Annotated in this window: 19 protein-coding genes and 1 pseudogene; 9 read left to right on the top strand and 11 right to left on the bottom strand. The window is 30.4% G+C overall.

Translation table 11 applies throughout. The features are described 5' to 3' along the window. Nucleotides 1-46 precede the first annotated feature (46 nt). From H0I27_RS02980 to H0I27_RS02960, 5 genes are all read left to right on the top strand, one after another. On the top strand, nt 47-652 hold the full coding sequence (locus H0I27_RS02980; protein ID WP_218732439.1) for a thiamine diphosphokinase: 606 nt from the start codon (nt 47-49) through the stop codon (nt 650-652). A gap of 11 nt (nt 653-663) precedes the next feature. Continuing rightward, on the top strand, nt 664-897 hold the full coding sequence (locus H0I27_RS02975; RefSeq protein ID WP_218732438.1) for a hypothetical protein: 234 nt from the start codon (nt 664-666) through the stop codon (nt 895-897). 95 nt (nt 898-992) lie between these two features. After that, complete coding sequence (locus H0I27_RS02970) at nt 993-1,367, top strand: hypothetical protein (protein WP_218732437.1); 375 nt, start codon at nt 993-995, stop codon at nt 1,365-1,367. 117 nt (nt 1,368-1,484) lie between these two features. After that, complete coding sequence (locus H0I27_RS02965; RefSeq protein ID WP_218732436.1) at nt 1,485-1,982, top strand: hypothetical protein; 498 nt, start codon at nt 1,485-1,487, stop codon at nt 1,980-1,982. Nucleotides 1,983-2,206: 224 nt separating this feature from the next. Beyond that, nucleotides 2,207-2,590: a VOC family protein gene (locus tag H0I27_RS02960; protein ID WP_218732435.1), complete on the top strand. Its 384-nt coding sequence runs from the start codon at nt 2,207-2,209 to the stop codon at nt 2,588-2,590. 6 nt (nt 2,591-2,596) lie between these two features. On the opposite strand, the gene H0I27_RS02955 is transcribed toward H0I27_RS02960, so the two are convergent. From H0I27_RS02955 to H0I27_RS02940, 5 genes and pseudogenes are all read right to left on the bottom strand, one after another. Further along, nucleotides 2,597-3,151: a thioredoxin family protein gene (locus H0I27_RS02955; RefSeq protein ID WP_218732434.1), complete on the bottom strand. Its 555-nt coding sequence runs from the start codon at nt 3,149-3,151 to the stop codon at nt 2,597-2,599. A 110-nt stretch (nt 3,152-3,261) separates the two neighbouring features. Beyond that, nucleotides 3,262-4,473, bottom strand: coding sequence for an NAD(P)/FAD-dependent oxidoreductase (locus H0I27_RS02950; protein ID WP_218732433.1), 1,212 nt, complete (start codon nt 4,471-4,473; stop codon nt 3,262-3,264). 93 nt (nt 4,474-4,566) lie between these two features. Continuing rightward, nucleotides 4,567-5,493 (bottom strand): GYDIA family GHMP kinase, encoded by a 927-nt coding sequence (locus H0I27_RS02945; RefSeq protein WP_218732432.1) that lies wholly within the window; start codon nt 5,491-5,493, stop codon nt 4,567-4,569. After that, the gene (locus H0I27_RS17610) at nt 5,493-5,702 is read right to left on the bottom strand and encodes a DUF1569 domain-containing protein (RefSeq protein WP_254712748.1); all 210 of its coding nucleotides are present in this window, start codon (nt 5,700-5,702) and stop codon (nt 5,493-5,495) included. Before H0I27_RS17610 ends, H0I27_RS02945 begins: the two co-directional genes overlap by 1 nt. A gap of 249 nt (nt 5,703-5,951) precedes the next feature. Then, nucleotides 5,952-7,220 (bottom strand): annotated as a pseudogene (locus H0I27_RS02940) (hydroxymethylglutaryl-CoA reductase, degradative); the annotation flags it as partial. A gap of 144 nt (nt 7,221-7,364) precedes the next feature. Here H0I27_RS02940 and H0I27_RS02935 point away from each other — a divergent pair. From H0I27_RS02935 to H0I27_RS02920, 4 genes are all read left to right on the top strand, one after another. Further along, nucleotides 7,365-9,566, top strand: a complete 2,202-nt coding sequence (locus H0I27_RS02935) for a S9 family peptidase (protein WP_218732430.1) — start codon at nt 7,365-7,367, stop codon at nt 9,564-9,566. Nucleotides 9,567-9,577: 11 nt separating this feature from the next. Continuing rightward, entirely contained in the window at nt 9,578-11,002 is a 1,425-nt protein-coding gene (locus H0I27_RS02930) for a peptide MFS transporter (RefSeq protein ID WP_218732429.1), read from the top strand. A 71-nt stretch (nt 11,003-11,073) separates the two neighbouring features. Continuing rightward, on the top strand, nt 11,074-12,642 hold the full coding sequence (locus H0I27_RS02925; protein WP_218732428.1) for a peptide MFS transporter: 1,569 nt from the start codon (nt 11,074-11,076) through the stop codon (nt 12,640-12,642). An 87-nt stretch (nt 12,643-12,729) separates the two neighbouring features. Then, entirely contained in the window at nt 12,730-13,251 is a 522-nt protein-coding gene (locus H0I27_RS02920; protein WP_218732427.1) for a DUF255 domain-containing protein, read from the top strand. A gap of 34 nt (nt 13,252-13,285) precedes the next feature. Here H0I27_RS02920 and H0I27_RS02915 read toward each other — a convergent pair whose 3' ends face one another. The 6 genes from H0I27_RS02915 to surE all read right to left on the bottom strand — a co-directional run bounded on the left by H0I27_RS02915 (nt 13,286) and on the right by surE (nt 18,449). After that, on the bottom strand, nt 13,286-15,184 hold the full coding sequence (locus H0I27_RS02915) for a ComEC/Rec2 family competence protein (protein ID WP_254713133.1): 1,899 nt from the start codon (nt 15,182-15,184) through the stop codon (nt 13,286-13,288). 155 nt (nt 15,185-15,339) lie between these two features. Then, a complete protein-coding gene (locus tag H0I27_RS02910) occupies nt 15,340-15,822 on the bottom strand; it encodes a C40 family peptidase (RefSeq protein ID WP_218732425.1) in 483 nt (160 codons plus the stop codon). A gap of 35 nt (nt 15,823-15,857) precedes the next feature. Next, on the bottom strand, nt 15,858-16,193 hold the full coding sequence (locus H0I27_RS02905; protein ID WP_218732424.1) for a n-acetylglutamate synthase: 336 nt from the start codon (nt 16,191-16,193) through the stop codon (nt 15,858-15,860). 11 nt (nt 16,194-16,204) lie between these two features. Beyond that, a complete protein-coding gene (gene lpxB, locus H0I27_RS02900) occupies nt 16,205-17,326 on the bottom strand; it encodes a lipid-A-disaccharide synthase (RefSeq protein WP_218732423.1) in 1,122 nt (373 codons plus the stop codon). A gap of 77 nt (nt 17,327-17,403) precedes the next feature. Then, complete coding sequence (locus H0I27_RS02895) at nt 17,404-17,691, bottom strand: hypothetical protein (protein ID WP_218732422.1); 288 nt, start codon at nt 17,689-17,691, stop codon at nt 17,404-17,406. Next, complete coding sequence (gene surE / locus H0I27_RS02890) at nt 17,679-18,449, bottom strand: 5'/3'-nucleotidase SurE (RefSeq protein ID WP_218733759.1); 771 nt, start codon at nt 18,447-18,449, stop codon at nt 17,679-17,681. Before surE ends, H0I27_RS02895 begins: the two co-directional genes overlap by 13 nt. Nucleotides 18,450-18,568 lie beyond the last annotated feature (119 nt).

Raw genomic sequence — 18,568 nt, 5'->3', positions numbered from 1 at the left:
AAAAATACCCATTTCATTAATTCTGAAATGGGTATTTTTGCATTCTATGCATACAAAAAAAGTTTTTCTACTTCTAAACGGAGAACCTCCAATAGCAATTCCTAATTTGGAGGAATACGAAATTATTTGTGCTACAGATGGCGCTTATCAATTTTTAGAAAAAAATAAAATAAAACCCGATTTTATTAGCGGCGATTTTGATTCAATAAAAAACCTACCAAAAGATATTGAAGTAATTCATACTCCGAATCAAGATTTTACAGATTTTGATAAAATCCTTCAGATTCTATTTGATAAAAGTTTTAAAAACGTTGATGTTTTTGGTGCCAGCGGAAAAGAACAAGACCATTTTTTAGGAAATTTGCACACCGCCATTCAGTGGAAAAACAAATTAAACCTTACTTTTTTCGATAATCATAGTCGTTATTTTTTAGCGGATAAAAATACTGAAATCTTAAATTCTGTTGATAAAACAATTTCATTAGTTCCTTTCCCAAAAGCAAAAAACATTTGCACTTTAGGATTGCAATATCCTTTAGATAAGGAAGATTTAGTTTTCGGAGAAAGAATTGGCACAAGAAATAAAGCAATTACAAACGATATAAAAATTACTTTTGAAAGCGGAGAATTATTCATTTTCATCAACCATTAAAAACGAATACATTGAGTAGAAAAATAAAATTATTGTGGGATTTTAGAGGTCCTGATGCACAAGAAACAGCAAAACATCATACCATTCATTTAAAAGAATTTGCAGAAATGGAAAACTTAACTTTTCATGAAATTAATATTGAAGAAAAAAATCCAATGTTATTTTCTGCCTTCATTACAGTAGATGAAAAAGATATGAAAGTTTATAGAGATGCATTAAAACCTCATCGAGGTGAAGTTGGATAAGATTGTTAATTATTATACAACAAATACACTTTTTTATTTTTCCTAATATAAAATTAACTAATTTTGCAATGTCATAACTTGTATGGCAAAAAATAATGAAGCAGAAACACCAAATACTAAAAGTACTATTACTCATTTCAATTTATTGTTCTGGGATGTATCTTTCTGCAAATACAACTTCTTATTTTAACGCACAAAATGCGAACCAAGATACAGAACAGCTTACCTATTTAGTTACAGCTTCTAAAGTATTTCATGCGCATACACAACAATCAGAAAACTTAGTTTCTGAAACAATAGATTTTTCATTACCCAATTTTAAATTGTCTTCAGACGATTTATTAGCAATTTCTTATACAACTAAACTAGAGTTCAATTCTAAGTTTAAACAGTATAAAAACTACTTAGAAAACACCCTAATTAGACAACGAAAGTCTGATCTTATTTTTCCTTTCCATAATTTTTGGTAACCCTTTATTTTATTTACTAACAACTACCTTTTACGTAGTTAAAATAAAACATTGATATGTTGCGGATACCCGTTTCATATAAAAATCAGTATATCAAAAAAAATTAAAAAACATAAAATGGATTTAGGTACAATAATAATAGGAGTAATATGTATTGCATTATGTGCACTACCTTTTGTATTAACAAATAAAAACAAAAAAAATAAAGAAAAAAAAGTATTAAACTCATTGAAAGAGTTTGCAAAACAGCATAATTCTGAAATTACAGAGCACGAAATTAGTGAATGTTATGCAATTGGTTTAGATGAAAATAAACATGCAATTTCATTTTTACAAAAAACAAAAGAGCAAGTTAATCTTCAGTTTATAGATCTTAACACTATTAAAAACAGCGAGATAAATAACATCAGTAAATCTATAGGAAAGAACGAAACAACACTAGACAAGTTAAACTTAAAACTAAACGTTATCGGTAAAAACAAACCTAGTATTGTTCTTGAATTTTATAATTCAGATATTAATTTTCAACCTGGCAATGAGTTTGATTCTATAGAAAAATGGAACAAAATAATTAATTCATTACTTCAAAATCAGCAACAAAATAAAGCTGCATAATACCCTTAAAATAATAACGGATCTTACTAATTTATATACACAAAATAAGATTCGTTATTATTTATATAGCACTCAACACCAAATAGGTCATTGATGTTTTCCTAAAATTGATATAAAAAACTATATTGAATTTGATTAAAATAAAAGAGGTACGTCATTTGAAGTTAGATATTCTTTATTAGTTTTGTTGTTAGGAAAAGTAAACTCCTCATAAAACTTTATAAATGCAACCTTTTATATTTAATCATATTGCCCTTTCTGTAAAAGATGTAGATACATCTATAGCGTTTTATCAAAAAGTACTACAACTAAAAGAGATTAAAAATACTGCCTCTAATTCAAAAACAAGATGGTTATCTCTTGGTGAAGGAAAACAACTTCATATAATTCCTCGTCCTGATGCGATCATTAAAACGAATGAAGCTGTGCACTTTGCTTTATCAACCAAGGATATTGCAACATTTATACTCCATTTAAAAGAATTAAAAATTGAGTATTCCGATTGGATCGGTACACCAAACAAAGATTATGTTAGAAATGATGGTATTCTACAGGTGTATTTTCAAGACCCAAACGGATATTGGATTGAAGTAAATAATGATGTCTAATAGATACTATTTCCATTTAATACCACACCCCATACTTGGTTTTTGGTTTTCTAAAGTGGGTTTATTTTCTAATAAATTATCAAGAGAATTACGTAAATCAATTCCTGTTACCGGTTTTCCGTTTCCTGGTCTAGAATTGTCTAATTGTCCGTGATAAACAGCTTTTAAATCTTTATCAAAAACATAAAAATCGGGTGTACATGCAGCATCATACGCTTTTGCTACTTCCTGCGTTTCATCATATAAATACGGAAAAGGATAGTTTTCATCCTTAGCAAGTTGCTTCATCAATTCAGGCGAATCTTGTGGATAATTCTCAACATCATTAGCACTTATCGCAATAAAGTTAATTCCTTTTTGTTGATACTCGTTTGCCATTTTTACCAACTCACTATTTACATGAATTACAAACGGACAATGATTACAAATAAACATAATTACTGTTCCTTTTTCTCCTTTTGCTTCGTTTAAAGAAACAAAAGAGTTATCAACTGTATTTAATAAAGTAAAATCAGGTGCTATTGTTCCGTTTTTAAACTCGTTCGATTCTGCTCTTGCCATAATTATATTCTCTTTTATTATTTTTTCACCACTCGTCATTGCAAGGAACGAAGCAACCTCTCCGTTAAAAAACAGATTACTTCGTTCCTCTCAATGATATTTTTAATATTTTAATCTTCTGCCAAAGCATTTGCACAAATAAAACCACTTGTCCACGCATTTTGGAAATTGAAACCTCCAGTAACAGCATCAATATTTAAAACTTCACCAACAAAAAATAGATTTTGGTGTTTCTTACTTTCAAAGCGTTTAAAGTTAATTTCTTTTAAATCGATTCCTCCAGCAGTTACAAATTCATCTTTAAAAGTAGTTCTTCCGTTGGCATTAAAAACACCTTTTGTCAATTGGTTTGCTAAACCTTCTAATTGATTATTATTTAAATCTGCCCAATTCTGAGTTGCACTAATTCCTGCTGCAAGCACAAAACGCTCCCACAATCTTTTAGAAACCTCAGCAAAAGGAGATTTTAAAATAGCCGTTTTTCTAGGTTCTTTCTTTTTTAAATTTAAAAGAACATTTAAAACTTTATCGGTTGGTCTAGACAACCAGTTTACCTCTACGTTATATTGATAATTTTTATCAGCCAAAATTCTTGCGCCAAAGGCGGATAATTTTAAAACCGCGGGACCACTCATTCCCCAATGTGTAATTAACAAAGGTCCGGATGCTTCTAATTTTGTTCCAGAAATGGTAACTGTAGCATTTGGCACAGAAGTTCCTAATAAATCTACCAATCTTTTATCGTTAATATTAAAGGTAAATAAAGACGGAACTGGTTCTACAACGCTATGATCTAATGTTTGGCATAATTCCCATACTTTTTTAGAACTTCCTGCAGCGATCACTAATTTATCAGCTTCAAAAACTTGTTCTTTTGTGTTGATAATCCATTTATTATCTTGTTGAGAAACCGAATTTACACCACAGTTTGTTAACACTTTAATTCCTAAGTTATCAACAGCATTTTGAAAACAATCTATAATTGCCTGACTTGTATTTGCTTCTGGAAAAACACGATTATCGTCTTCTATTTTTAAAGGAACTCCTCTGTTTTCGAACCATTCAAAAGTATCGCCTGTCATAAACTGGTGAAAAGGCCCTAACAATTCTTTTTTTCCTCTTGGATAGAATTCTGTTAAGTCCTTTGGAATAAAACATGCGTGTGTAACATTACATCTTCCACCTCCAGAAATTTTCACCTTTTGTAAAACGTCTTTTCCTTTTTCGAGAATTGTAATATCTAATTCAGGGTTATTTTCTTTAGCGTTTATCGCTGTAAAATATCCTGCTGCTCCTCCTCCAATAATTATTACTTTACTCATTTGTTTATCTTATATAAAACCTCTCGACTGCGCTCGAGGAGACATTTAGAATATTAATTGTCAGGTCGAGCGCAGTCGAGACCTAATATTTTATTATAAAACCATCTGACTGTAAGTCAATATGGTTTCAAATCCTTTATTTTTAAAATAGCTTGGTGTTGATGCGTCTCCTGTTACTAAAACAAAATCTCCTCCCCAAGCACCTAAACTTTTTACCGATCCAAAATAGTCTGGAAACAACTTCTCTTTAACTGTTTTTAGTTTTATAATTGAACTGATAATTTGTTCATGTTCAACTATTAATTCCTCAAATTCTTGTAATGATTTTGTAGTTAAAAATTCCTCAGAAATTTCTGAAATTCTCTTTATTTCTTTATCAAAATTAATGTTACTCTCCCTGAACTTTGCAATTCCTTCTTTAGAATCTTGCTTCTGATTTAAATGAACAAAAAACAAATTCTCTTTAAAATTCGGATTGAATTCCACTTGCTCAACAACAGGTTCTTTATTTTCTATTTGATAAAAAACTGGCGTATCGTTTTGTGCACAAGCAATATCATAACCACTTCCTTTAAAGGAATTCCAAAGCAATTGAAAAGCATCTACTTTTGCCCAAGATGCTACAGAATTTATTAATGTAGATGAAGTTCCTAATCCCCAATTTCTTGGAAATGTAAGGTTTGTTTTTACAACAAATCCGTTTTCTGATGCTAAAAAATCTGGATTTAAGTTTTTAGCTTCTTTTAAAATATCTAACAACGTTTCTGCAATAACCTCTCCACTTCCTTCTTTATCGGAATTGAAAGTACAATTTATCAAACGTAGTTTTTTTAAATCGAAAACAGCCTCAAACCAACATTCTCCGGTGTGTGTAAAACTTCCCCAAATAATTTGAGGTTCTTTTATTTTCTCAACACTTAAATTTTGTCCAAATTTAGTTGGAATTGCCAAAGATTTTGCGCCATCTAAAACAAGATATTCTCCTGTTAATAAAAGTTTTCCGTTAGAATAAAAATTCATTATACCAATCCAAATTGTTTAAAATGATGTGTAAAATGTTTTACATGAAATTTCTGCCAATACTCATAATCTAACTCTCCAAAAAACGGATGATTTTCAGCTTTGGCTATTTCAAAATGAACTTTAAAAGCATCAATTTGAATGAATAAATCATGAATTGCTTCACCTACAGAATTAAATTTTAAGGCATTTGGTTCTTCAGACAACATACTTGCTTTAAACCCAACTTGCAACTCCCCTTCTGTATTTAAAAAAGGTTTTCTTCTTGCTGATTTTTCATCAGAAACATAATAATCAGCAGCTATTTTTCCATTAGAAATTTGTAATAAAAAACTTAAATGTTCTATCATTTGTTGCCCATTCATCTTCCCAAAAAGCGGCTTTGTCTTTTCATCAATCTTAGCCAGTTTATAACTTACCAAGTTCTTATTAAAAAAATCAATCCAATTGATAGAAGGTTTTCTTAAAGCATCTATTTTTTCTACAACTGCAGAATGTGTCACTGTCTTTTTATCAAAAAAAGCTGTAACTATTTCTTTTTCTTCTTCGGTAGCATTAAACTGATTTAAGATATTCTGTAAATGCATTTTCATGTGTCCATGCTGAATTCCCATAGTCGTTAAAGCTCTTAAAGCTGCAAAATTTTGAGCCAAACCTGCTGCTGCCATAATTTGCATTAAAGTTCTTGCAGATGGTTTTTGCAACATTTCTAAAGATAACTTTGCTAGAGGATGTAAACCTGTTAAGCCACCAACGGTTCCTAAAGCCAACGGAATATCAATCCAGAATTTAAAAATTCCATCATCAATAGTACAATGAGACAAGCTAGAGTATTGTCCGGATTTAGAAGCGTACGCGTGCGCACCAGCTTCTACTGCTCTAAAATCGTTACCAGTAGCTAAAACAACAGCATCAATTCCATTCATAATTCCTTTATTATGCGTTACCGCTCTATAAGGTTCTATTTCTGCAATTTTTACTGCTTGGTAAAATTTCTCTGCAAATCTCTGAGGATTCTCACCTCCTAATTCTTCTATCTTACAACTCACTTCTGCCCTAACCAAACATTCTGGAACGTAGTTAGAAAGTATGCTCATTACAATTTCTATATCGTCTTTTTCAAACTTTTTAGCAATTGCTTCTAAACATGAGTTTATAAAATTTGCACCCATTGAATCTTTCGTTTCAAAGGTTGCGTGCAGTTGATAATAGTTTTCTAATTTATCAGTTTTATCAACTAATTTTATATCTAAAATTCCACCACCACGTTTTTCCATATTTTTAGTGATGGAAGCCGTTGCAGCAAATAATTCTGTTTTATTTTTATTAAAATAGTCTTCAAGATTGGTTTTATCTCCAGCATACATAAAATGGACTTGCCCAATTTTTGTTGTACCAATTACCTTGGTTTTAAAACCTCCTCTTGTACTCCAAAATTTACCAACTAAAGAAGCAGCTGCTACTACAGAACTTTCTTCTACCACCATAGGAATTACATAAGTTCTATCATTAATTACAAAATTTGGTGCAATACCAAAAGGCATGTAAAAGTTAGAAATTGTATTCTCAATAAAGTCATCATGAAGTTGTTGCAATTCAGCATCATCATTCCAATATTGTTTAATTATATCTTTTGTATGGGAATGATTGTGGAAATAATTCTCTGTTAACCACGTAATTTTTTCATCTTTCGTTAACTTAGAAAAACCAGAAATAAGTTTGCTCATTAATTTGGGTATAAAACTATCAACAACAAAGATAAGTCAAACTGTTAAAACATTAATAGATAATCAACATTTATGGATTTTTAAGATATTTTTTATGGATTTTTGCGTAAACTTGGCAAACTTTTATCAAATACAAGGTCTACAATGAGAAAAGGAGTCTCCCTTACAGTTATTTTACTATTAATTAACTGTATAACATTTGCACAAGTAAATGCAAGTAAAACATCAAACAAAAAAAACATAACATTAGAAGAAATCTGGAACGGAACATTTTCTGCAGATAGAATGAATTCTTTAAATTCTATGAATGGCGATTATTATGCTGTTTTAGATTTTAATAGATCATCTAGATCGGTTACTGTGGATAAATACAGTTACAAAACTTTAGAAAAAGTTGAAACAATTGTAAATAGTGCCGATTTAAAAGGTTTAAATAGTTTCTCTTCTTATAGTTTTAATAATGATGAAACCAAACTGATTTTAGGAACCAACTTCCAACAAATTTATCGTCATTCTAAAAAAGGAACCTATTATGCCTATGATATTGCTTCTAAAGAATTGACGTTGATTGGTGAGGCAATTCAAGAACCAGTTTTTTCTCCGGACAATAAAAATGTAGCGTATGCAAAAGACAATAACATTTTTATTAAAAATGTAGCTTCAAACAAAATTACTCAGGTAACAACGGATGGTAAAATAAATGAAATCATCAACGGAATTACAGATTGGGTCTATGAAGAAGAATTTGCTTTTGTAAGAGCTTTTGAATGGAATAAAACAGGAACTCATTTAGCTTTTTTACGTTTTGATGAAACCAACGTTCCTACTTTTTCTATGGATGTTGTTGGTACAGAATTATACCCAACACAACAAGTTTTTAAGTATCCTAAAGCAGGTGAAAAAAATGCAGATGTTACTTTACACATGTATACGCTTTCATCTAAAAATACAGAAACAATTTCTTTAGGAGATTATGAATATATTCCTAGAATTAAATGGTCTAATGATTCAGATATTTTAGTTGCAACGACTTTAAACCGTCATCAAAATAACTTAAACCTACACAAAGTTAATTCTCAAAATGCTACTGCTTCTTTATTATTAAATGAAACTGATAAAGCGTATGTAGATATTACAGACAATCTTACTTTTTTAGCTGATAACAGTTTTATTTGGACAAGCGAAAAGGATGGTTACAACCATATTTATCATTATGATTTTAATGGTAAATTAATCAATCAAATTACAAAAGGAGATTGGGAAGTAACCAACTACTACGGTTTTAACGAAAAAAAGAAAACCATCTATTATCAATCTGTAGAAAACGGATCTATCAATAGAGGTGTGTATTCTATCAACATAAAAGGAAAAAAGAAACAGTTATTAAGTAATGAAGACGGTCAGAATACGGCTGCTTTTAGTAAAAACTTAAACTTTTTCATCAACACGTATTCTTCTGCAGAAACTCCTCCTATTTATTCTTTATATAATAGCAAAGGAAAAATGTTAAAGGTGATAAAAGATAATGTTGCTTTAAAAGAAAAATTATCCGCATATAAAATGAGTCCTAAAGAGTTTTCTACCATTAACATTAATGGAAACGACTTAAATATGTGGATGGTAAAACCTTTAGATTTTGATGAAACTAAAAAATACCCACTTTTAATGTTTCAATATTCTGGTCCTGGTTCTCAACAAGTTGGAAACTCTTGGAACGCAAGCAATGATTACTGGCACAATATGTTAGCGCAAAAAGGAATTATTGTAGTTTGTATTGATGGACGTGGAACGGGTTATAAAGGTGCCGATTTTAAAAAAGTAACTCAAAAAGAATTGGGTAAATATGAAGTTGAAGATCAAATAGCAGCAGCAAAAAAATTAGTAGAACGTTCTTATATAGACAATAATAATGTTGGTATTTGGGGATGGTCTTATGGTGGTTTTATGAGCACCAATTGTATTTTAAAAGGAAATGATATTTTTACCACAGCAATAGCAGTAGCTCCGGTTACTTCTTGGCGTTTTTACGATTCTGTTTATACAGAACGTTATATGCAAACTCCGCAAGAAAACGCAAGTGGTTATGATGATAATTCGCCATTTAATTATGCAGATAAATTAAAAGGAAACTACTTATTAGTTCACGGAACTGGTGATGATAATGTACATGTACAAAACTCTTACAGAATGATAAATTCTTTAATTGAAGCTAATAAACAATTTGATATGTTTATTGTACCAGACCGAGCACACGGAATTTATAAAGGAAGAAATACTCGTTTAAATTTGTTCACAAAAATGACTAACTTTATCGACGAAAATTTAAATACAAAATCAACTAAATAAAAGGATAAACTATGAGTAATTTAATAAAAGAACCACACGAAAAAGAATTATTTGGGCATCCTGTAGGATTGTACGTATTATTTTTTGTTGAAATGTGGGAGCGTTTTTCATATTATGGAATGCGTGCAATTTTAACCTTATATCTTGCTGCTCCAATTATTATAGGAGATCCTCAATCTGGTTTTGGTTGGTCTAACGGAGAAACTTTATCTTTTTACGGAACATATACCATGTTTGTGTATTTAACTTCCATTCCTGGAGGCTGGATTGCAGATAAATTTATAGGACAGAAAAAAGCAGTAATGCTGGGAGGAATTTTACTATGTATTGGTCATGGAATTTTAGCCGTAGAAGCACAATGGGCATTCTTTACAGGACTTCTTTTTATTGTTATTGGTGTAGGTTTTTTAAAACCAAACATCTCTACAATGGTTGGTGGTTTGTACAAACAAGGAGATGAAAGAAGAGATAAAGGTTTTTATGTTTTCTATATAGGAATTAATTTGGGAGCTTTCTTAGGAGCTATTTTAGTTGGTGCAGTTGCCGCTAAATATGGCTGGCATTATGGTTTTGGTTTAGCAGGTATCGGTATGGCACTGGGACAAATTGTATATATGTATGGCTTAAAATATTTAGGTAGTGTTGGAAATTTTATCGGTAATGCAGATTCACCTGATAAAGAATTACTAAAAAAACCTTTAACAAAAATTGAAAAAGATAGAATGTTAGTAATGTTCTTATCTTTCTTAATTATTATTGTTTTTTGGGGTGCTTTTGAACAAGCCGGTGGGTTAATGAGTTTATATACAGAACAAAAAACAAATAGAATTTTATCTTTCTCTTTACCTTTAATTGGAAATGAAATTCCTGCAGCTGTTTTTCAATCTGTTAATGCCTTTTTTATTATTGTTTTAGGTACTGCAGTTGGTGGGTTTTGGTATAATTGGAAAAAGAAAGGAAGAGAATCTTCTTCTTTATTTAAGATGGCGATAGGTGTAATTATTATGGCTTTTGGTTTTTTCTTTATGAGTAAAGCTGCTTCTGAAGTAGTTATGAATGGAGATGAAGTAGCAGAAAAATCTGCAATGATTTGGTTAATATTAGCATACCTTTTTCATACTATTGGTGAGCTTTGTGCTTCTCCGGTTGCATTGTCTTTTATCACTAAGTTAGCACCGTTAAAATACGCTTCTCTAATGATGGGAGCATATTTTGCTGCAACTGGTTTAGGTAATAAAGTCGCAGGTTTTATTGGTGGACTTTCTGAAGATGCTGGAGATTTTGAAGTATTTACAGGAATCGCAATAACATGTACTATTTTTGGTTTATTATTAATTGCAATTCTAAAACCTCTAAAGAGGCTAACACATGGAGCTGAAGATAGGCAAGCAATTAAAAATGAAGAAACAGAAGGTTTCGAACTAGCTGATAATTAATGAAACAAAATAATAAACCTCATAAATGATATCTTAATGAGGTTTGTTATACTTATATAATTTTATTTTACATGAATACAGCCAAATACAGATTTGAAGGTTCAGAAATGAACAATAAATTATTGCTAGGACACCCAGCAGGTTTATTTATTTTATTTTTCACAGAAATGTGGGAGCGTTTTTCATATTATGGAATGCGTGCATTATTAGTTATTTTTTTAATTTCATCATTAACTGATGGCGGTTGGGCTTGGAGTCGTGAAGATGCTTTAAGTTTATACGGTACCTACACAATGTTAGTTTACTTTACTCCTATTATTGGAGGTATTTTAGCCGATAGATTTTTAGGATACAGAAATGCAGTTGTTATAGGTGCTTTATTAATGACACTTGGACACGCAGCGATGGCATTCGATACTCCTTGGGCATTATATGTAGGTATTGGTTTACTAATTGCAGGAAATGGTTTCTTTAAACCTAATATTACTTCAATTATTAATGGTGTTTATAAAAACGCTCAAGAAAAAAAGGATGGTGCATTTACTATTTTTTATATGGGTGTAAATGCTGGTGCTTTTTTAGGTATTATGCTTTGTGGTTATGTAGGTGAAACTTATGGTTGGCATTTTGGTTTTGGTTTAGCTGGTATTTTTATGTTTTTCGGAATGTTACAATTCTATTTCGCTCAAAGCATTTTTGGTAATGTTGGTACAAAGCCAAGTAAAATTGTTGATTTATCTGATGCAGTTGCTAGTAAAGATGAAAAGAGTTATGACGATGTACCAAGCAATGTACAGAGAGACAGATATATTGTTGTTGGTATTTTAGCATTCTTTACTATTTTCTTTTGGGCTGCATTTGAGCAAGCCGGTGGTTCTATGACTATTTTTGCTAAAGATTATACCAATAGAGTATTAGAAGGTAGCGCTGCAAATATTTTTAGAATCGCAAATACACTACTTACTGTTGTTCCTTTAATGATTATTACCTATGTTTTAATTAGTTTATTTAAAATTACTTTTAAAAAATATGCATTATCTAATCTTTTCTTAGGAATCAGTTTTGCAATAATTTGGATCATAGTAATCATCATGTTAAAAAACCAGTTTAGTGAAGTTTCTACGGAAATACCTGCTTCTTGGTTTGGTATCTTAAATTCATTCTTTATTATAACATTTGCGCCATTATTTTCTAAAATATGGGAAAGTAAATTCAATCCACCTGCAACCGTAAAATTTGGTGTCGGATTAATATTATTAGGACTAGGGTTCTTAGTTTTGGCCTATGGTTCTGCAAGTATACCTCAAGGTGCACAAACAGCATCAGTAAGTGTTATTTGGCTTATTTTAGCCTATTTACTTCACACTTTAGGTGAATTAAGTTTATCTCCTGTAGGCTTGTCTTACGTTTCTAAACTAGTACCAGGAAAAATGATTGCTATGATGTTTGGTCTATGGTATATAGCTGTTGGTATGGGAAATAAATTAGCTGGTTTGATGGGAGGAATGATTGATGAAATAACAACGAAATACTCTATGAGTACCTTCTTTTTAATTTTCACTTTTGTACCTATCATTGCAGGTCTTTTAATTATGAGCTTAACGCCTTTATTAAAAAAACTAATGCACGGAGTAAAATAAACTTCATCAAAATAAATGAAAAAAAGAGCTTTTTTAAAGGCTCTTTTTTTTTTGTAAATTAGACATAAATATTACGACTCAATAATTATGAAAAAACTGATATTACTTATTGCTGTTTGCCTATTTTGTATAAATACAAATGGACAAGAAAATATTAAATGGCTTGATTTTGAAGAAGCTATCGAATTAAACAAAGCAAATCCTAAACCTATTTTAGTTGATATTTACACAGATTGGTGTGGCTATTGTAAAAAAATGGATTTAAACACTTACTCTAACAAAACCATTGGTGATTATATAAATAAAAACTTTTACGCTGTTAAACTAGACGGAGAAGGTAAAAAAGACATTGTTTTTAATGATCATACATTTAAATTTCAAAAAGAAGGTAGACGTGGCTATCACCAATTAGCAGCTTCTTTAATGGATGGAAAATTATCGTATCCAACTACCCTCTTTTTGTCGGAAGATGTACAGTTATTAGATAAAATCCCTGGTTATTTAGACAAAGAAATTATGGAAAAAATATTAGTCTATTTTTCTAGAGAAGTATACAAAACTAAAAAATGGGAAGACTTTAATACCGATTTTAAAAGCAGTTTAAAATAATACTATTATAGACATAAACACCTACACGTTTATTTTAATCAATGATAAACGCTCCATTTTGACCTGTATAATGAAATGGGATTTGATGTTTTAAACAAGTCTCTTCCCAACGATTTACACTACTCTTATAATTAGAACCATCAGCAATAATTTGTGATGGTTTTATTGTTTTTATCAATCTTGATAAATTTATTTTTGGCGAATATTGCAAAACTACAATTGGTTCCCTCATTCCAGAAATCGTATAAATCCCCAAACTATCAATCAGTAAAATATCCTTTTTAGAAAATTGAAGAAAGTTCTTAAAATTGAATTCCTTAACCTCATCAATACCTTCTGAAACTCGGTACGTTTTAATACTATTTTCATTCTTAAACCTCATACTATCTATGTCGTGTTGCAAAAAGAGTTGTCTTCCTACTCTCTTTCCAATCACAGAAAATCTACTTTTATGAAACACAATCAATTCTTCTTTCGATTTATTTTCTTTCGTTTCAAATAGAAAAACAGTTTGTAAAAGTACTATTGAAACTAAAAAGTAAATCAAATTTTTAGATGATTTTTTGATTAAGAATGAAACTCCTAAAAACAAGAATACATACCAAAACAACATCGTAACAAATGAAATGGAAATTTCTTTAAATAAGAATTCTTCTTGAAGAGAAACCCAACTTACAAAACCATTCATCCAAGAAATAATCATTCCATAGATATTTGCCAAAACCTGAGGTAGAATATTTAAAAGTGATGTAATAATGACTAAAATCCCTCCGATTAAAATTGCCCCTAAAAAAGGAATGATAACTAAGTTTGAGGCCAAAAATAACCCTGGAAATTGTTGAAAATAATAAATACTTAAAGGCAATATTCCTATTTGGGCTGCTATTGAAACGGTAAACAATTGCCAGAAAAAATCGACAAATTTAAACTTAGGTTTCCATATTGCATACAATTTAGGCTGTGTCCAAAGAATACCAAAAACTGCTAAATAACTGAGTTGAAAACCAACATCAAAAAGAAACATAGGTTTTATCAATAGTAAAAAAAGCATGGAAGAAATAAAGGAAAACTCTACTACCTTTTTTCTTTGAAAAGACAACCCAATAGCTAAAAAAGTAAACATGGTAACCGCTCTAACTACAGACGCAGAAAGACCTGCGATAAATGCGAACATCCAAAGTAAAGAAACAATAATAAGTGTTTTTATAAACTTTCCGTACTTAATTCTTTCAACAGGTTTAAAAATGAAAGATAAAATCAATAGAATAACACCAATGTGTAAACCAGAAACTGCCAAAATATGGATTGCTCCTGCTCTTTGATAATCTACAATCAATTCTTTAGAAATATCTTGTCGTTGCCCCAACAAAAGTGCATTAATAACCGCTAATTCATTTTTCTTAAAATGGTATTTCTGTAATGCTTCCTGAATTTGATTTCTAAATTTCGCCGACAAACCAAATAAAGTGGTTGACTGAGTACGAAGCTTTAAAAACTGATTTGTATCCACAAATAATTGATGATGAATACCTTGTTTTGCTAAATAAGACTTATAGTTAAATTGATGCGGATTTAAAGGCGGAATTAACTCTTTTAAAGTAGGTTTTAAGAATAACTGATCATCAATTTGTAACGAATTTACACTACTATCATTCTTAACATTTAGAAGTATTGTTCCTGTAGTTTTCAGATCATCAACATTAATAATAGCAGCCTCATATTTTTGGTAATAATTACCAGGTTTTAATATTTTATGAATCTGTAAAACAACCTTAGAATTGTCTTTTAAATGATATTGATAATATGAATCATAATTTCTGTCATCACTCACATAAACAGCCGAAACACCAATACAAAAGAATAAAACAAGAGCAGTACATGTTCTTAAAACCTTATGTTTTATCAGAAAAAATAAAACAGATAAACCTACCAAAAAAATAGTGGTCCTAAGAAAAGTAAAAGTCCAAAATTGAGTAAAAAACTGGAAACAAATTCCAATAATTACAAGCACAACAAAGTGCAAGGGTATGTAATTGTACAACCTTTTCATAGCAAGTTAAAGTTACTAAAAAAAACGTTAACTATTAATTACAAGATTGTTGTTGCTTTTACGAAGGCATTTTTCCAGTATTTTTCTGATAGTGCAGAAACAATTACACCTCTAGAAGTAGTGGCGTGTACAAACTTAATTTGTCCTTTTAAATGGGAAACCACCAAGCCAACATGATTGATATTTCCTCGTCTGTTTTTACTTGTTTTAAAGAACAATAAATCACCTTTTTTAACTTTACTTAAAGCAATTTCATCACCTCTCTTTGCCATATCTCTAGAGATTCTTGGCAATTGTACGTTTTCGTTTCCAAAGGCAACATATACCACTCCAGAGCAATCCATCCCTCTATTGGTAGTTCCTCCAAATTTGTAACGAACACCTTTATATTCTAAGGCATTTGCTACTATTTTATCCGCCTTAGTAATTGGTTTTGGTGTCTTTTTAACAACCGTTTTAGTGGATGAACAAGAACTTAATAATAAAGAAATTACAACTATTAAAAAACTCCATTTCTTCATATTAAATATTCTTTTACGTATCATTTGTACCTTCATTAAACTTCTTCTAAAACGGACATTCCACTTGTTTTATCACCAGAAGTCCACGTCCAATTTTCATAGAGAGTAATTTTTCCGTTAACCTCTATTTCAGGTTTAGAATAACAAATACCTGTCATTAATTCTCCTTTAAGATTTACTTGATGATAACGCATTTCTATATTCCCATGCTCATCTACAAGACCAATTAAATGACCTTTAACTATTTGCCCGCCTTTATATTCAGACGTTAAAATAGTACCTTTTTGCTTGTATGTAAAAATGGTTTCTTTTGAAGTTTCACCATTATCAGCATTTTGAACAACTCTAAACTTTTTATTATTATAGTTCATACAATTTAGAATTAGTTATCTCCTTTTCTTAAATCACTTACAATTTGTTTCGCTACTTTTTCTGAAGCACCTTTACCTCCCAATTTCTTTTCTAATTCAAAGTATTCTAAAAAGAATTTTTCTCGATAGGTATCATCTAAAATCTTGGTCAATTCAATTTTTAAATTCTGCTTATTAAAATCATTCTGAATTAATTCTTTAACCACTTCTCTATCCATGATTAAATTTACCAAAGAAATAAATTTTAAAGTGATTATTCTTTTTGCAATCTGATAAGAGATTGTTCCGCCTTTATAACAAACCACTTGCGGCACTTTAAACAAAGCAGTTTCTAAAGTTGCAGTGCCAGACCCAACAATTGCTGCGTAAGAAATACTTAATAAATCGTACGTTTTATTGTTGATAAAAGAAACTTTACGATCACCAATAATACTTTGATAAAAACTAAAATCTTGACTTGGAGCCCCACCAATTACAAACTGATACTCAGAAAAATCATCAATTAAAGACAACATTACAGAGAGCATTTTGGTTATTTCTTGCTTTCTACTTCCGGGTAACAAAGCAATAATAGGTTTGTCTGTTAAGTTATATTCTTTTCTAAAAGCAGCTTCTTTTACTTGTTTTCTACCTGCAATTCCGTCAATTAAAGGATGTCCAACAAAAGTTACATTATAGTCGTATTTTTCATAAAATTCTTTTTCGAAAGGAAGGATTACAAACATTTTATCGATATCTCTTTTAATACCTTTTACTCTACTTGCTCTACTTGCCCAAACTTGTGGAGAAATATAATAATTGGTTTTAAAACCTTGCTCTTTTGCCCATTTAGCAACACGTAAATTAAACCCAGAGTTATCAATTAAAATAAGTACATCTGGCTTAAATTGGGCAATATCTTTTTTGCAAATTTTAATAAAACCCAATACTTTAGAAAGATTCATTATAACTTCAAAAAAGCCCATAAAAGCTCTTTCTTTATAATGACTAACCAAAGTTCCGCCAACATTTTGCATTAGATCTCCACCCCAAAACCGAATGTCTGCATTTGCATCTTCTTTATACAATGCTTTCATTAGGTTAGAGCCATGTAAATCTCCTGAAGCTTCACCAGCAATTATGTAATATTTCATAAATTTTACTTGTTTGGTCGAGCGCAGTCGAGACCTTATTAAACCTCTCGACTGCGCTCGAGGAGACATTATCTCTGTTAGAAAAACTTTAAAACTAAAGTAGTTAGTGCAATTAAAATAGTTGCCAATAAAACTCCTTTTGCTTTGTTGTCTTCTTTCTTTTTGATAAAAATAAAGAACACAAATAAATTAGGAATTGCAGCTAAAGACAATACTTTACCATACAATTCTCCTTCTTTAATTAAATCGATGGTTTCGTAAAAACCAAATTTCGAAATATATTCTAAATATAAAAATATACCTCCAAAAGTGGCAAATAAGGAAACCAATACGCCTATTAAAATATGTTTTTTTACAGTTCCCAAGCGTTTAATTTTTGAATCATGTGATGTGCAGTCATATCGAATTGTACAGGTACTACAGAAATATAGCCACTTTCTAATGCATAAAGATCTGTATCTTGACCTTTATCTTTATTAATAAACTCACCAGAAAGCCAGTAATATTCTTTTCCCATAGGGTTTTTTCGTTTATCAAAAATCTCTTTCCAAACTCCATTAGCTTGTCTACAAATTTTAATCCCTTTTATTTCTTCCTTTTTTAACTTCGGAATATTTACGTTTAAGACAACGCCTTCTGGAATTCCGTTTAGCAACGCATTTAAAGTAATCTTTTTTATATATTCTTCAGATTGTTTAAAATCTGCATGCCATTTAAAATCTAATAAAGAAAAACCAATAGCAGGGATTCCTTCTATACCTGCTTCAATAGCTGCACTCATAGTACCAGAATAAATAACACTAATAGATGCATTAGAACCATGATTAATTCCTGAAACACATAAGTCTGGTTTTCTATTTAAAATTTCGTTCACTGCCATTTTTACACAATCTGCAGGCGTACCAGAACAAGTGTATTCTAATTGCGGACCATCATCTATCGTTATGGCATTACAAGTTAAAACATTATCAACCGTAATTGCATGCCCCATTCCGCTTTGCGGACTATCAGGAGCCACCACAACAACTTCACCAATTTTATTCATTATTCTAATTAAAGCTCTTAAACCAGGAGCTGTAATTCCATCATCATTCGTAATTAAAATTAATGGTTTGTTTTGCATCATCATTGTTTAAAGTTCAAAATTTAGAATTAAAGGTAGTTTTCAATTAAAAAATTGAACTTTAAATTCTAAATTATTTTAAGCAAATATAATTGATTTTATACGATTCCTTTTTAACA

Source organism: Polaribacter sp. HaHaR_3_91, from assembly GCF_019278525.1.
Classification (GTDB): Bacteria; Bacteroidota; Bacteroidia; order Flavobacteriales; family Flavobacteriaceae; genus Polaribacter.
This window is presented reverse-complemented; position numbering and strand designations above follow the sequence as displayed.